Origin of the sequence: Variovorax paradoxus, assembly GCF_022009635.1 — a bacterium.
Classification (GTDB): domain Bacteria; phylum Pseudomonadota; class Gammaproteobacteria; order Burkholderiales; family Burkholderiaceae_C; genus Variovorax.
Map to the genome: position 1 here is coordinate 3450780 of NZ_CP091716.1, position 15527 is coordinate 3466306.

Sequence of the window (15527 nt, forward strand, 5' to 3'; positions counted from 1 at the left end):
CGCGGCATACGAAGAAGGCCCAAGCGTTCCCCACGGGGCAGGGCCAGAAGGAGTTCGAAGATGTTGCAAGTCCGTAAATCACAGGAACGCGGTTATGCCGACCATGGCTGGCTGCGCTCGTTTCACAGCTTTTCCTTCGCCAACTACTACGACCCGGCCCACATGGGCTTCGGCAACCTGCGGGTGATCAACGAAGACCGCGTGGCGGCGGGCGCCGGCTTCGGCACCCACGGCCACAAGGACATGGAGATCATCAGCTACGTGCTGTCGGGCGAGCTGGCGCACAAGGACAGCATGGGCAATGTGGAGAGCATTCCGCCCGGCGACGTGCAGCGCATGAGCGCGGGCCGCGGCGTGATGCACAGCGAGTTCAACCACAAGGCCGACGAGACCACGCACTTCCTGCAGATCTGGATCCAGCCGAACGTGCGCGGCATCGAGCCCGGCTACGAGCAGAAGAAGTTCGGCGACGACGAGAAGCGCGGCAAGCTGCGCCTGGTGGCTTCGCCCGACGGCAGCGAAGGCTCGGTGAAGGTGCATGCCGATGCGAGCCTGTACGCGGGCCTGTTCGACGGCACCGAGACGGCCAGCCTGGCACTCGACCCGGCGCGCAAGAGCTACGTGCACCTGGTGCGCGGCGAGCTCGAAGTGAACGGCCAGAAGCTCGTGGGCGGTGACGCCGCGATGCTCGAAGGCGAGTCGCGGCTGACGCTGGGCGACGGCAAGGACGCCGAGGTGCTGGTGTTCGACCTGGCCGCCTGATGTTTCCCCCGCCGGGCGCTGGTCGCCCGGCTTTTTTATTCATTTCAACAACCGAGGAGTTTTTTCAACCATGGCAACCGCAAACACCACCCCCAACCCCGCACAAGACACGCTGGCCCTGATCGGCCGCATCCTGGTCGCATACCTGTTCATTCCCGCCGGCTTCGGCAAGCTCATGGGCTTTGGCGGCACCGTCGGCTACATCACTTCCGCCGGACTGCCGCTGCCCGAAGTGGCCGCGGCCATCGCGATCATCATCGAGCTGGGCCTGGGCATCGCGCTGCTACTGGGCTTCAAGACCCGCTGGACCGCCATCGTGATGGCGATCTTCACAGTCGTGACCGCGCTGTTCTTCCACAAGTACTGGTCGGCACCCGACGCGATGAAGATGATGCAGCAGATCAACTTCAACAAGAACATGGCGATTGCCGGTGGCCTGCTTGCGCTGGCTGCCTTCGGTGCCGGTCGTTTCAGCATCGATAAAAAGTAAGCTCTTCTTTTCGGCTTCGGGGGCGGTCGCGCTCCCGAAGCGCACCCCTGGTAACCAACACTCGCACCTACCGGAGAAATATCTCATGGCAAACATCGTCATCGTCTTCCATTCCGGCTACGGCCACACCCAACGCGTGGCGCAGGCCGTGGCGGACGGCGCAGGCGCGCAACTGCTCGCCATCGACGCCGACGGCAACCTGCCCGAAGGCGGCTGGGAAACGCTGGCCGCGGCCGATGCCATCGTCTTAGGTTCGCCCACCTACATGGGCGGCGTGAGCTGGCAGTTCAAGAAATTCGCCGATGCTTCCTCGAAGGTCTGGTACACGCAAGGCTGGAAAGACAAGCTCTTCGCCGGCTTCACCAACAGCGCCACCATGAACGGCGACAAGGTCACCACCATGACCTACCTGTGGACCCTGGCCATGCAGCACAGCGGCATCTGGGTCAGCATGGGCATCCTGCCGACCAACAACAAGGCAGCCACGCGCGACTCGATGAACTACGTGGGTGGCTACGGCGGCCTGCTGACCCAATCGCCCTCCGACGCCAGCCCTGCCGAAATGCTCAAGGGCGATTTCGACACCGCCCGCGCATTCGGCGAACGCATCGCGGCAGTGGCAAAGTCGCACAAGTAACCGGCAACCCGCCCTCACTCACGGAGAACACGATGACCGATGCCATTCCAGAGACCCAACTGCTTCGACCGCACGACAAGGACCTGGGCGGTGGCTTCAAGGTGCGGCGGCTGCTGCCGGCGGCGCAGCGCCGCTCGGTCGGGCCGTTCGTGTTCTTCGACCACTTCGGCCCCGCCACCGAAGTGCCGGGCACCGAGCACGACGTGCGGCCGCATCCGCACATCGGCCTTTCGACGGTGACCTATCTCTTCAAGGGCGCGATGATGCATCGCGACAGCCTCGGCAGCGTGCAGGAGATCCTGCCCGGCGCCATCAACTGGATGACCGCGGGGCGCGGCATCGTGCACTCCGAGCGCAAGCCCGATCGCCTCAAGTCCGACACCTACGAGAACCACGGCCTGCAACTGTGGGCCGCGCTGCCGCAGGCGCATGAAGAGGTCGAGCCCAGCTTCGAGCACACGCCCGCCGGCGCCATTCCTGAAGTGACGGTGCAGGGCGTCGATGTGCGCGTGCTGGTGGGCGAGGCCTTCGGCGTGCGTTCGCCGGTCAAGACGCTGTCGCGGACGCTGTACCTCGACATCGCACTGCCGGCAGGCGGGCGCTTCGAGCTGCCCGCGCTGGCGCCCGAACTGGCCGTGTACACGGTCGATGCCGACGCGAGCGTCGATGGCGAGCCGGTGGCCGCGCACACCATGGCCGTGCTGCCCGCCGGGCAGGGCGCGGTGCTGACGGCGGACACCGCCGTGCGCCTGATGGTGATCGGCGGCGAGCCGCTGGACGGGCCGCGCTACATCACCTGGAACTTCGTCTCCAGCCGGCGCGAGCGCATCCTCGAAGCCGGCGCCGACTGGGCCGCGCAGCGCATGGGCCACGTGCCCGGAGAGACCGAGTTCATTCCGCTGCCGGGCAAGCCTTTCGGCGTGCGCGAGCCCGATACCGGCAGCACGCCGGTCTGAGCCCGCCCGGCCGGCCTGCCTTGCGGGGGAAGTAAGCTCCGCCCTGCAAGCGGCGGATCGAGGGGATCGCCGTCCCAACGACATCCCAGAAAGGGAGCAAGGCATATGGCAGTCTTTCGTACACCCGAGGTTGCACCGGGCGAATACGGCGATCTCTTCGAGTTCCTGATGAAGGAACTGAAGCTCTTCAAGCGACAGCTTCTGCTCATGCTCAAGCATGTGCAGACCGGCGAGTCGATGGTCTACCAGCAGGCTTGGTACGACTTCCACCTGAAAGACCGGCTCACGCACCTGCTCAAGGCCGACGACTACGCGGCGGTCGCCGAGCTGCCGATCAACAAGGACGGCCAGACCGGCATCTACATCGAGACCCGCTACGTGAAGAGCGGCAAGCTCGTGGGCCTGCAGCTGGTGGAAGCCCGCCCGCACGAGGGTGGCCGCTACGTCGGCCTGACGCCGGCCGCCGTATTCACCGATGGGGACGGCGAGCGCCTGCTGGCGTTCGCGCAGAAGCTGAAGTAAGCGGCCGGTCGGCGGCGCATGCGAAAAAGGCCCGCAATGCGGGCCTTTCGTTTGGCGGAGCCTGGAATGGCGCTTACTTGCCGCCGCCGCCCATCGAGGCAGCCTCCGCGGGCGGTGCGCCTTCAGGCGGCTTGGGCAGATCCACCATTGCCTTGCGGCCGCCGCGACCGCGCCATGCCGAGTAGCCCACGCCCAGCAGCAGCAGTGCGCACAGGCCGATGAAGGTGCCGCTGATCGGGCGCGTCACGAACACCGACATGTCGCCGCGCGAGAGCAGCAGGGCGCGGCGGAAGTTCTCTTCCACCATCGGCCCGAGCACGAAGCCCAGCAGAATCGGCGCGACCGAGAACTCCAGCGTCATCAGCACCGCGCCGACGATGCCGAACACCAGCACTTCCCAGATCTGGAACAGGCTGTTCTGCGTGCTGTAAACGCCCGTCGCAATGAAGAACATCGCGGCCGGGAACAGGTACTTGTAGGGCACCTTCAGCAGCTTCACCCACACGCCGATCATCGGCACGTTCAGGATGACGAGGATCACGTTGCCGATCCAGAACGAGGCGATCAGGCCCCAGAAGATGTCCGGATGCTCGGTGATGAGCTGCGGGCCGGGCTGGATGCCCTGGATCAGCAGCGCACCCAGGATCAGCGCCATCACCGCGTCGCCCGGAATGCCCAGGCTCATCGTCGGGATGAAGTCGACCTGCGTCTTCGAGTGCGCGGAGGCTTCGGGTCCGGCCACGCCTTCGATCATGCCGGTGCCGAACTTGTTCGGCGTCTTCGACACCTTGCGCTCCAGCGCATAGGCGATGAAGGTGGTGATGGTCGGACCGGTGCCGGGCATGGCGCCGAACACCGTGCCGACGAGGGTGCCGCGGATCATGGCGGGGAAGGCGCGCTTGAGCTCTTCCTTGCTCGGGCGCATGTCGCTGAGCTTCAGCGTGCCGGTGTCGCCGATGGCCTTCATGCGGTTCACGTTGAGCAGGAAGTCGGCCACGCCGAACAGGCCCATCGAGATCGCCACCAGTTCCAGGCCGTCGCTCAGCTCAGGCAGGCCGAACGCGAAGCGGAAGCTGCCGCTGTTCACGTCGGTGCCGACCACGCCGCACAGCAGGCCGAACAGCGTCATGGCCACGCCCTTGAGCGGCGAGCCGCGCGACATGGTGGAGCCGGCCAGCAGGCCCAGCAGCATGATCGAGAAGATCTCGGTCGGGCCGAACTTGAACGCGATCTGCACCAGCAGCGGCGAGGCGAAGATCATCACGATGATGCCGACCGACGCCGCGAAGAACGACGCGATCATCGTCACCCCGAGCGCGACGCCCCCCTTGCCTTGCTTGGTCATGGGGTACCCGTCCAGACAGGTCACCGCATGCGGCGGGTGCGACGGCATGTTCATCAGGATGGCGCCGATGGCACCGCCGTACTGCGAACCGTAGAAGATGCCGGCCAGCATCAGGATGGCGGGCACCGGGTGCATCACGTAGGTGAGCGGCAGCAGGATAGAGATGGCCTGCAGCGCGCCCATGCCCGGCAGCACGCCGATCAGGTTGCCCACCAGCACGCCGAAGAACGACCACAGCAGGTTCGAGCCCTGGAAGGCGACGCCGAAGCCGAACCAGAGGTCTTGTAGCGATTGACCGATCATGATCTCAACCTCCCCACTGGAACAGGGGCAACTGCAGCTTGAGCGCCCACCAGAACACGACCACCGCGATGAACGACATCGCCAGCGAAAGCAACAGCGCTTCGGTCAGCGTGTTGTCGCGGTCGCCGAGCGCCGAGATGAACACGATCGCGAAGGTGGCCGGCAGCAGGCCGCCGTACTCGCCGAACAGCAGGAACGCGAGGATGCCCAGGATGATGCAGATGCCGCCGCGAATGTCGGGCATGCCGCCCGGATGGCCGTGCGAGACGGCCTCTTCGTCGGATGCGGGCTTGTCGCCGCGCGCGGACACCGCGATCAGCAGGCCGGTCAGGGCCAGCAGCGCACCGAGCGCGACCGGGAAGAAGCCCGGTCCCATGTGCGCGAGCTCGCCCACGCGGTAGCCGATGCCGGCATACACCGCGGCCAATCCGATGACGATCAGCAGGGCGCCGCCGTAGTAGTCTTTTTTGAATCTGGAAGCGGGCCGGGGCGCGTGCGAGGCCGGATCTTCACCGAGCTGGTGCTGCATAAGTCTCCTTCGATTTGGAAGGAGGGCAGTCTAGAAATCGAGGCTTTCAGTCCCCTTTCGGACGGGGCGCAAGCGACCTGCGGACCCTCAAAATACGTGTAATCACGTACCGACGTATCGGGTGAAACCCTAGCAAAAACGGGCCTCGGCGGGGCTTCAGCCGAGGTGCAGCGGCAGCCTCAGCGTCGCGCGCAATCCGCCGCCGGTGTTGCTCTCGGGCATGCCCGCGCTGTCGAGCTCGATCTCGCCGCCGTTGCGCCGCGCATAGCCGCGCGCGATGGTCAGGCCCAGGCCCGCGCCGTGCGCCGCGCCCGCATCCACGGCGGGGTCGCGGTGAAAGCGCTCGAACACGCTCTCGCGCCGCTCGGGTGCGACGCCGGGACCGTTGTCGCACACCTCCGCCAGCGCCGACGAAGCCTCGCGCCGCACGGTCACGGTGATGTTGCCGCCGCGCGGCGTGTACTTGAGCGCGTTGTGCACGAGGTTCGCGAGCACCTCGTGAAGCTCGGCCGCGTTGGCGAGCACCGGCAGCACGGGCGTGTCGTCGTCCTCGGCGTCATCGCCGGCGGCGGTGTCGCTGCGCGCATCGACCCAGCCCAGGTCCTGGTCGTTCTCGCGCGCCAGCGGCAAGTATTCGAGCACCACGCCGCGCGCGATGGCGTTGAGGTCGACCACCGCTGGCTCGGCCCGCGCTGCCTCGCCTTCGGTGGTGGCATGCGCCAGCGCGAGCAGTTGTTCGCTCAGGCGCCGCGTGCGCGCCAGCTGCGCGACGATGGCATGCAGCGATTCGCGCATGCGCGCCGGGTCGGTCTCGCGCACCGCGTAGCCGGCCTGGATCGACAGGATGCTCAGCGGCGTGCGCAACTGGTGCGAGGCGTCGGCCAGGAACTGCGATTGCTCTTCCACCATGCGCCGGTGGCTTGCGATGTGGTGGTTGACCGCGTCGACCAGCGGCACCACTTCCTTGGGCACGCCGTTGGCGTCGAGCGGCTTCAGGTCGTCGCGCGAACGCTCGCGCAGCGAACGGCGCAGGCGCTCAAGCGGGCGCAGGGTCCAGGCCACGCCCAGCCACACCAGCAGCGCCATCACCAGCACCATGCGTGTGTCGCGCAGCAGCTCCTGGCGCAGCGACTCCGACTGGGCCTCCGTGCGCGGCCCGATGCCCTCGGCCGCCTGGATCAGCACGCTGTAGGCCACGCCGGGGTGGACGTGGTCGTACACCGTCTGCCGAAGCGCGGCCACGCGCACGCGGTGCTGCTCGTGCACCGCGTCGTAGAACACCGGCACGCCGTCGGCCGGGCGGGTGGCGGGGCGGGGCAGGCCGGGCACGCCCATGAGCGTGTTCTCGGGCGAGTTCACGTCGAGCGTTTCGCCCTTGGGAATGCGCTGCACGCCGACGTGCAGGTACTTGTAGCGCAGGTGCGTCGACTCGAACATGGCCTGGATCGAGAAGGGCTCCTGCACGCGCACGCTGCCGTCGCTCGCGACCACGATGCCGTTGGCCAGGGCCTGCACCGGCTCGAGCAGGCTCTGGTCGTAGGCGGCGACCAGCGAGTCGGTCAGCGCGTGATAGTCGTTCCAGCTGTCCAGCGCCAGCAGCGTGACCATGCCCGGCAGCAGCAGCGCCAGCAGCCGCGTGCGGATGCCGAAGCGCTGCGGCTCAGTCGCCGGCGATGGGGTCGGCGGCTGCGGCTGTGGATCCATCGGCAATGCCCTCGAGCATGTAGCCCAGGCCGCGCACGGTGACGATGCGCACGTCGCTGTCCGCCAGCTTGCGCCGCAGCCGGTGCAGCACCACTTCGATGGCGTCGGGGCCGGCGGTGCTGTCGTTGGTGAACACCTTGGCGAAGAGCTGCGACTTGCCCACCGGCGAGCCGCTGCGCATCAAGAGTGCCGTGAGGGCGGCCTGCTCGCGCGGCGTGAGCGACAGCAGCGTGCCGCGCAGCGTGAAGGCATGGCTCTGGCTGTCGTAGGAGAGCGAGGCGCACTGCAGGCGCGGGTGCTGCTTGCCGCGGCTGCGCCGCACCAGTGCCGACAGGCGCGCCTCGAGCTCGACCAGCTCGAAGGGCTTGGAAAGAAAGTCGTCGGCGCCCAGGTTCAGGCCGCGCACGCGGTCTTGCAGGGCGCCCTGCGCGGTGAGGATGAGCACCGGCGTGCGGTCGTCGGCGTTGCGCATGTCGGCCAGCACGCTCAGGCCGTGCTTGTCGGGCAGGCGCAGGTCCAGCACGATGGCGTCGTATTCGGTGCCGGCCATGAAGGCTTCGGCGGTGCGCGCGTCGGGCGCATGGTCGGCCACGAAGCCGCTCTGGGTCAATGCGCGGATCAGCCAGGAGGCCATGTCCAGTTCGTCTTCGACCAGGAGGATGCGCATGGGAGGCTGCCGGTTGTTGGGGTCAGGTCTTGAGGCCGAGATTCAGGTCGATGTCTTCCGCCGCGCGTGCGCTGGCATCGGCCGCGCGCGCGCTCAGGTCGGGCGCAAGCGCGCGCCGGCCGTCGAACACGAAGCAGTCGCCGTGGTAGTGCGCGCCGCCGACCTGCTCGAAATACTTGAGGATGCCGCCTTCGAGCTGCAGCACGTTCTCGATGCCTTCCTCGCGCATCAGGATCGCGGCCTTCTCGCAGCGGATGCCGCCGGTGCAGAAGCTCACCACCGTCTTGCCGGCGAAATCGGCGCGGTGCTCCTTCAGGGCGGGCGGGAACTCGGTGAACTTGGTGATGCGCCAGTCGATGGCGCCGTCGAAGGTGCCTTCGTCGACCTCGAAGTCGTTGCGCGTGTCGAGCAGGGCGATTTCGCGGCCCTCGTCGTCGTGGCCCTGATCGAGCCAGCGCTTGAGCGTGGGGGCATCGACGCCGGGCGCGCGGCCGGCGGCGGGCTGGATCGCCGGGTGGTCCATGCGGATGATCTCGCGCTTGAGCTTCACCAGCATGCGGCGAAAGGGCTGCGTGGCGGACCAGCTTTCCTTGGCCTCGAGGTCGGCGAAGCGGGCGTCGGCGCGCAAATCGGCCAGAAAGGTCCGTACGCCGTCGGCCGAACCCGCCAGAAACAGGTTGATACCCTCCGGCGCCAGCAGGATGGTGCCCATGAGGTCCAGGGCCTGGGCGCGGGCGCGCAGGTCTTCACGCAGCTCGGGGCTGTCGTCGATGGCCACGAACTTGTAGGCCGCGATATTCAAAATCTCTTGCACGGGGCGGGATTGTAGGGAACCCCAACTCACATGGTGGATGCGGTGCTTTCTACAATGGCCGCATGTTTGTTCACCTGCGCCTGCACACCGAGTTTTCCGTCGTCGACGGCACCAACCGAATCGATGAAGCCATCAAGGCCGCGGCTGCCGACAAGCAGCCCGCACTGGCCATCACCGACCTGAACAACCTGTTCGGGGCGGTCAAGTTCTACAAGCAGGGGCGGGGCAAGGGCGTCAAGCCGGTCATTGGCGCCGAAATCTTCATCGACGGGCTGGGCAAGGAGCCCGGCGCGCTGACCCGCATCGTGCTGCTGGTGCAGAGCATGGAGGGTTATCTGAACCTTTCCGAGCTGCTGGCGCGGGCCTGGACGCAGAACGTGGCGCGCGGCCAGTCGCAGGCCGCCTGCAAGCTGGAGTGGGTGCAGGAGCTGTCGGGCGGGCTGATCGCGCTGTCGGGCGCGCAGGCCGGGCCGCTGGGCCAGCCGCTGCTGCAAGGGCAGGGCGAGCGCGCGGCCGAACTCGCGCTGCAGCTGGCGGGGATTTTTCCGCACCGCTTCTACATCGAGCTGCAGCGCGCCGGTCGTCCCGAGGACGAGCCGCATGTCATTGCCGCGGTGCAGCTTGCCGCAAGGCTCAAGCTGCCGGTGGTGGCGACGCACCCGGTGCAGTTCGCGGCCCGCGAAGACTACGAGGCGCACGAGGCGCGCGTGTGCATTTCCGAGGGCGAGATTCTGGGCAACCCGCGTCGCGTGCGCCGCTTCACCGAAGAGCAGTACTTCAAGTCGACCGCCGAAATGCAGGCGCTCTTTGCCGACGTGCCGAGCGCGCTGGCCAACACGGTCGAGATCGCCAAGCGCTGCAACCTGACGCTGGTGCTGGGCAAGCCGCAGCTGCCGGACTTTCCGACGCCGTTCATCAGCGAGGGCGTGCGCATGCCCATCGACGACTTCTTCCGCCAGGAGTCGTTCGAGGGCCTGGAGATGCGCCTGAGGCACCTGTACCCCGACGAGGCCAAGCGCGAAGCGCAGCGCGCGCGCTATGTGGAACGGCTTGAGTTCGAGATCAACACCATCCTGAACATGGGGTTCCCGGGCTACTTCCTGATCGTGGGCGACTTCATCAAGTGGGCCAAGGAAAACGGCTGCCCGGTGGGCCCGGGCCGGGGCTCGGGCGCCGGCTCGCTGGTGGCCTATGCGCTGAAGATCACCGACCTGGACCCGCTCGAATACAAGCTGCTGTTCGAACGTTTCCTGAACCCCGAACGCGTTTCGATGCCCGACTTCGACATCGACTTCTGCCAGGGCAACCGCGACCGCGTGATCGACTACGTGAAGGACAAGTACGGCCGCAACGCCGTGAGCCAGATCGCCACCTTCGGCACCATGGCCGCGCGAGCGGCCATCCGCGACGTGGGCCGCGTGCTCGACATGAGCTATATGTTCTGCGACGGCATCAGCAAGCTGATTCCGAACAAGCCCGGCATGTCGGTGACGCTGCAGTACCCGCCCGAGAAGAAGATCGAAGGCGACAAGAACAACTACGCCATCGAGATGGAGCCGCAGCTCGCGGAGCGCATCGAGAAGGAAGAAGAAGTGAGGATGCTGGTCGAGCTCGCGCAGAAGCTCGAAGGCATGACCCGAAACATCGGCATGCACGCCGGGGGCGTGCTCATCGCGCCGGGCAAGCTCACCGACTTCTGCCCGCTCTACCAGCAGCCCGGCAGCGAATCGGCCGTGAGCCAGTACGACAAGGACGACGTCGAAGCCATCGGCCTCGTGAAGTTCGACTTCTTGGGTCTTGCCACGCTCACCATCCTGGAGATTGCGCGCGAGTTCATCATGAAGCGCCACAAGGGCCAGGAGAACTTCGCGTTCGAAAACATACCGCTGAACGACGCGGCCACCTACCGGCTGTTCTCCGAAGGCACGACCGAGGCGGTGTTCCAGTTCGAATCGCGCGGCATGCAGGGCATGCTGAAGGATGCGCGTCCCACGCGGCTGGAAGACCTGATCGCGCTGAACGCGCTGTACCGACCGGGCCCGATGGACCTGATTCCCAGCTTCGTGGCGCGCAAGCACGGCCGCGAAGAAGTGGAGTATCCGCACCCGGCCGTGGCCGAGATGCTCTCCGAGACCTACGGGATCATGGTCTACCAGGAGCAGGTGATGCAGACCGCGCAGATCCTGGGCGGCTACTCGCTCGGCGGCGCCGACTTGCTGCGCCGCGCGATGGGCAAGAAAAAGCTCGAGGAAATGGCCGAGCACCGCGAGAAGTTCCGCGCGGGCGCACTTGCCACGCACGGCATCGTGCAGGACAAGGCCGACGAAATCTTCGACTTGATGGAGAAGTTCGCGGGCTACGGTTTCAACAAGTCGCACGCCGCCGCCTACTCGCTGCTGGCGTATCACACGGGCTGGCTCAAGGTTCACTACACGGCCGAGTTCTTCTGCGCCAACATGACCGTGGAAATGGACGACACGGACAAGCTCAAGCTCCTGTTCGAAGACGCCCAGAAAAACTTCGGCATCACCTTCGAGCCGCCGGACGTGAACCGCGGCAACTACCGCTTCGAGCCCGTGACCGACCGCGTCATTCGCTACGGGCTGGGCGCCGTCAAGGGCACGGGCCAGCTCGCGGTCGAGGCCGTGGTGCGGGCGCGCGAAGAGGGCGGCCCGTTCAAGAGCCTGTTCGACTTCTGCGTGCGCATCGACCGTCAGCGCATCAACAAGCGCACGGTGGAAGCGCTCATCAAGGCCGGCGCCTTCGACGCCATCCAGCAGAACCGCGCGTCGCTGATCGCCTCGGTCGACCGTGCCTTCGAATTTGCCATTGCCACCGCGGCCAACGCCTCGCAGGTCGACATCTTCGGCGACTGCGAGCACGGCTCGGCCACCGCGGAGCCCGACCTGGTCGACGCCACGCCGTGGGGCGTGAAGGAGCGCCTGACGCTCGAGAAAACGGCCGTGGGCTTCTACCTGTCGGGCCACCTGTTCGACGAGGTCTCGCACGAAGTGCGGCGCTTCTGCAAGCGCGAGATCGGTGACCTGCTCGACAGCCGCGACCAGCAGGTCATTGCCGGCATCGTGAGCGACTTCCGCGTGATCAACGGCCAGCGCGGCCGGCTGGCGATCTTCAAGCTCGACGACAAGTCGGACGCGATCGACGCCACCGCCGACGAGGCGCTCATCAACGCCAACCGCAACACGCTGAAGGACGACGAGCTCGTCATCGTCAGCGGCAGGCTGCAACCGGCGCGCGGCGGCTTCGAGGCGCGCTTCCAGGTGCAGCAGGTGTGGGACCTCGCCACGGCGCGCTGCCGCTTCGGCAAGTTCCTGCGCGTGGCGGTGAACGGCAAGGCGCCCGACATCGCGCGCCTGATCAAGGACTTTCCGCCGCGCACCGAGCAGACCGAGGTCGGCGACCTGATCCAGGGCCTGCCGGTGCGGCTGTCGATGGCGCGCGGCGGCGCGCAGGTCGAGCTGCAACTGGGCGAGCGCGCCAAGTTCTTCCCGACCGATGCGGCGCTTGCCAGCTGGACCGCGCAGGCGGAAGCGGGCAAGGCGCAGATCGTTTACGACTGAGCCTCTGGCGCCCCGGAAAAGGGGCTCAGTGCGACAGCGGCGCCACCGCCAGGTCCGGCACCACGTTCATGATGCGCAGCGTCTGCTGCACCACCTGGCTGAACACCGGCGCCGCGACCAGGCCGCCGAAGTACTTGCCGGCGCTGGGCTCGTCGATCATCACCGCGACGATGATGCGCGGCTTGTCGATGGGCGACATGCCGGTGTACCAGGCGCGGTACTTGTTGCTCGCGTAGCCCTTGCCGACCTGCTTGTGCGCGGTGCCGGTCTTGCCGCCCACCGAGTAGCCCACCGTCTGCGCTAGCGGCGCGGTGCCGCCGGGCGCGGCGGCCAGGTGCATCATCTGCCGCACCTCGCTCGCGACCGTGGGCGAGAACACCTGCACGCCGGCCGGCTCCTCGCCGTTGTTCTTCAAAAGGCTCACCGGGATCACCTCGCCGTCGTGCGCGAAGGCCGTGTAGGCGTGCGCGATCTGGAACAGCGAGGCCGACAGGCCGTAGCCGTAGGACATGGTGGCCTGCTCGATCGGGCGCCATGACTTCCATGGGCGCAGCCGCCCGGTCACGGCGCCGGGAAAGGGCGTCTGCGGCTTCTGGCCCAGGCCCACCGCGGTGAGCGAGTTCCACATTTCCTGCGCCGACATGCGCTGCGAGATCTTGGTGGCGCCCACGTTGCTGGATTTCTGGATCACGCCCTGCACCGTGAGCACGCCGAAGTTCTCGTCGTCGTGAATGGTCGCGCCCGAGACGGTGATGCGCCCGGGGTTGGTGTCGATGATGGTGTTGGGCGTGACGCGGCCCAGCTGCAGCGCGGTGGCGACGGTGATGGGCTTCATGGTCGAGCCGGGCTCGAACACGTCGGTCATGGCGCGGTTGCGCAACTGCTCGCCCGTGAGGTTGCGGCGGTCGTTGGGGTCGTAGCTGGGGTAGTTGGCCATGGCCAGCAGTTCGCCGGTACGGGCATCGACCACCACCACGCTGCCTGCGCGCGCCTTGTTGGCGACCACGGCGTCGCGGATCTTCTCGTAGGCCACGAACTGCACGCGGTCGTCGATGCTCAGCTGAATGTCGTGGCCCTCGGTGGGCGGCACCTGGTCTTCGGTGTCCTCGACGATGTGGCCCAGCCGGTCCTTGAGCACGTGGCGCGAGCCGGACTTGCCGGCCAGCTCCTGGTTGAAGGCCAGCTCGATGCCTTCCTGGCCCACGTCTTCCACGTTGGTGAAGCCGGCCAGGTGGGCGGCGGCCTCGCCCTCGGGGTACTGGCGGCGGTAGTCGCGGCGCAGGTAGATGCCCTTGAGATTGAGCGCAGCCACTTCCTTAGCAATCGACTGGTCGACCTGGCGCTTGATCCAGACAAAGCTCTTGTCCTCGTCCTCCAGCTTCTTGTCGAGTTCCTTCTGCGGCATGCCCAGCAGCTTGGCCACCTGCTGGAGCTTGGCCAGCACCGCGGGGTCGTCGCGCTCGATGTCCTCGGGAATGGCCCAGATGCTGGGTGCCGGAATGTCCGAGGCCAGGATCAGCCCGTTGCGGTCGAGGATGCGGCCCCGGTTGGCCGGCAGCTCCAGCGTGCGCTGGTAGCGCACTTCGCCCTGGTGCTGGAAGAAGTCGTTGTTGAAGATCTGTACGTACGAGGCCCGGGCCGCCAGCAGCACGAAGCCGAAGGCAATGCTGGCCACGATGAACTTGCTGCGCCAGACGGGGGTGGGGCTGGCAAGGAGCGGACTGCTGCCGTAGCGGATGCGGCCGTTGGGATTCATGAGCCCTGATTATCGAGCTCCGGGTGACGTGCAAGTCACCCGGAGAGGGCCCGTTTTCTTAGCTGCGCGTTAGCAGGCGCACGAAGAGGTCAGCGCTTGGGCCGCAGCGACACGATGAGTGACGGGAAGATGCGCCCGTCGGTGTCGCGCGGCAGCTTGTCGGTCTTGCGCAGGCCGCGCTCGGCCGCGTCGTCCCAGCCCGGCAGGCCGCTCGACTTGCTGAGCTTGACGCCGACGATGGTGCCGTCGGGTGCCAGGCTCACCTCGAACTCCGCCGCCGGGTTGCCGTTCACGGTGTCGGCATCGGGGAAGGTGATGTTCGGGCGAACCGCCGCCGCGATGCGGCCTGCATAGCCGCTGGACGGACCCGACGAGCGCATGGCCGTGCCCTTGGAGTCGTCGCTGCCGCTGGCGCCGGCCAGGCCCTGCATGCGCTTGAGCGTGGCGGCACGGTCGGCGGCTGCCTGTTTCGCGGCCGCCTCGGCCTTCTTGGCTTCAGCCTGCTTGGCCTCGGCCGCGTCCTGCTGCTTCTTCTGCTCGGCCAGCTTCTGCTGCTGTTCCTTCTTGCGCTGGGCTTCGTCCTCGGCGCGCTGCTTGGCCTCGAGCTCCTTCTTCTTCTGCAGCTGCTGTTGCTGCTGGAGCTCGCGCTCTTTCTGTTCCTTCTGCTCCTTGAGCTTCTTCTCGCGCTCCAGGGCAATGTCGGGTGCCTTGGGTGCGGGCGCGGGCTCTGGCGCCTTGGCCACGGGCGGAGGAGGCGGCGCCGGGGCGGGTGGTGGCGGCGCGGGTACGGGAGCCGGCGCCTCCGGTGCCTGCAGGCGGGGCGCCGCCTGCTGCACCGTGGACGACCACAGCTCCGCGTCGACCGCGCCTTCGTCGGCCTCGCTTTTCCAGCGCACGCCCCAGGTGAGCGCGGCGATCAGCAGGCCGTGGGCGATGAGGGCCAGCACGACGGCGCGCGGCGTGCCGCGCTGCGGCGGCGGCGCGAACTCGGGGCGATCCAGTGCGAGCGACATGCCTTATTTGCCGCCCGTGGTCGTGACCGACAGGCCCACGCGCTCGACGCCGTTGCGCTTGAGCTGGTTCATGGCCTTCACCACGGTCTCGTACTTCACCGACTTGTCGGCGCTGATGACCACCGGGCGGTCGTTGTCGCCGCCCTGGGCCTGCTTGGCCGCGGAGCCGATCTGCGCCATGGGAATCGACGTGCCGCCGGAGCCGGTGGCCGGGTCCTTCTTGATCTGCACTTCGTCATCGCTCTTGATGACGATCTCGATGGGCTTGTCGGGCTGCTTGTTGGCGCGGTCGACCGTGGGCAGGTTGATCACGCTCGGCGTGATGAGCGGTGCGGTGACCATGAAGATGATCAGCAGCACCAGCATCACGTCGATGAACGGGACCATGTTGATCTCGTTGATCGTCCGGCGGCCGCGGCCCCGGGATGAAACGGCGGGCATGCGTCGC

Annotated in this window: 14 protein-coding genes; 6 read left to right on the forward strand and 8 right to left on the reverse strand. The window is 67.1% G+C overall.

Translation table 11 applies throughout. The annotated features are described in order from the left end of the window. Positions 1–60: 60 nt before the first annotated feature. From L3V85_RS16015 to L3V85_RS16035, 5 genes are all read left to right on the forward strand, one after another. Complete coding sequence (locus L3V85_RS16015; RefSeq protein WP_237680046.1) at positions 61–762, forward strand: pirin family protein; 702 nt, start codon at positions 61–63, stop codon at positions 760–762. A gap of 70 nt (positions 763–832) precedes the next feature. Beyond that, positions 833–1252 carry a DoxX family protein gene (locus L3V85_RS16020; RefSeq protein WP_237680047.1) on the forward strand — a complete coding sequence of 140 codons (420 nt, stop codon included), beginning with the start codon at positions 833–835 and terminating at the stop codon, positions 1250–1252. A gap of 85 nt (positions 1253–1337) precedes the next feature. Beyond that, positions 1338–1889, forward strand: coding sequence for a flavodoxin family protein (locus L3V85_RS16025; RefSeq protein WP_237680048.1), 552 nt, complete (start codon positions 1338–1340; stop codon positions 1887–1889). Between the two features lie 32 nt (positions 1890–1921). Beyond that, positions 1922–2845 (forward strand): pirin family protein, encoded by a 924-nt coding sequence (locus L3V85_RS16030; RefSeq protein WP_237680049.1) that lies wholly within the window; start codon positions 1922–1924, stop codon positions 2843–2845. A gap of 105 nt (positions 2846–2950) precedes the next feature. Then, on the forward strand, positions 2951–3367 hold the full coding sequence (locus L3V85_RS16035; RefSeq protein WP_237680050.1) for a hypothetical protein: 417 nt from the start codon (positions 2951–2953) through the stop codon (positions 3365–3367). Between the two features lie 73 nt (positions 3368–3440). On the opposite strand, the gene L3V85_RS16040 is transcribed toward L3V85_RS16035, so the two are convergent. From L3V85_RS16040 to L3V85_RS16060, 5 genes are all read right to left on the reverse strand, one after another. Further along, positions 3441–5015, reverse strand: coding sequence for a tripartite tricarboxylate transporter permease (locus tag L3V85_RS16040; RefSeq protein ID WP_237680051.1), 1575 nt, complete (start codon positions 5013–5015; stop codon positions 3441–3443). A gap of 4 nt (positions 5016–5019) precedes the next feature. After that, positions 5020–5544, reverse strand: a complete 525-nt coding sequence (locus tag L3V85_RS16045; protein ID WP_237680052.1) for a tripartite tricarboxylate transporter TctB family protein — start codon at positions 5542–5544, stop codon at positions 5020–5022. A gap of 156 nt (positions 5545–5700) precedes the next feature. Next, a complete protein-coding gene (locus L3V85_RS16050; protein WP_237680053.1) occupies positions 5701–7248 on the reverse strand; it encodes a sensor histidine kinase in 1548 nt (515 codons plus the stop codon). Further along, positions 7205–7915 carry a response regulator gene (locus tag L3V85_RS16055; protein ID WP_237680054.1) on the reverse strand — a complete coding sequence of 237 codons (711 nt, stop codon included), beginning with the start codon at positions 7913–7915 and terminating at the stop codon, positions 7205–7207. The genes L3V85_RS16050 and L3V85_RS16055 overlap by 44 nt, the downstream gene beginning before the upstream one ends. Positions 7916–7937: 22 nt before the next feature. Further along, entirely contained in the window at positions 7938–8729 is a 792-nt protein-coding gene (locus L3V85_RS16060; RefSeq protein ID WP_237680055.1) for a sulfurtransferase, read from the reverse strand. Between the two features lie 62 nt (positions 8730–8791). On the opposite strand from L3V85_RS16060, the gene dnaE reads away from it, so the two are divergent. Further along, positions 8792–12310, forward strand: coding sequence for a DNA polymerase III subunit alpha (gene dnaE, locus L3V85_RS16065; RefSeq protein WP_237680056.1), 3519 nt, complete (start codon positions 8792–8794; stop codon positions 12308–12310). Positions 12311–12335: 25 nt separating this feature from the next. Here dnaE and L3V85_RS16070 read toward each other — a convergent pair whose 3' ends face one another. From L3V85_RS16070 to L3V85_RS16080, 3 genes are all read right to left on the reverse strand, one after another. Continuing rightward, entirely contained in the window at positions 12336–14066 is a 1731-nt protein-coding gene (locus tag L3V85_RS16070; RefSeq protein WP_237680057.1) for a peptidoglycan D,D-transpeptidase FtsI family protein, read from the reverse strand. A gap of 89 nt (positions 14067–14155) precedes the next feature. Further along, positions 14156–15079 carry a cell envelope integrity protein TolA gene (locus tag L3V85_RS16075; RefSeq protein WP_237680058.1) on the reverse strand — a complete coding sequence of 308 codons (924 nt, stop codon included), beginning with the start codon at positions 15077–15079 and terminating at the stop codon, positions 14156–14158. Between the two features lie 3 nt (positions 15080–15082). Continuing rightward, entirely contained in the window at positions 15083–15520 is a 438-nt protein-coding gene (locus L3V85_RS16080) for an ExbD/TolR family protein (protein WP_237680059.1), read from the reverse strand. Between the last annotated feature and the right edge of the window lie 7 nt (positions 15521–15527).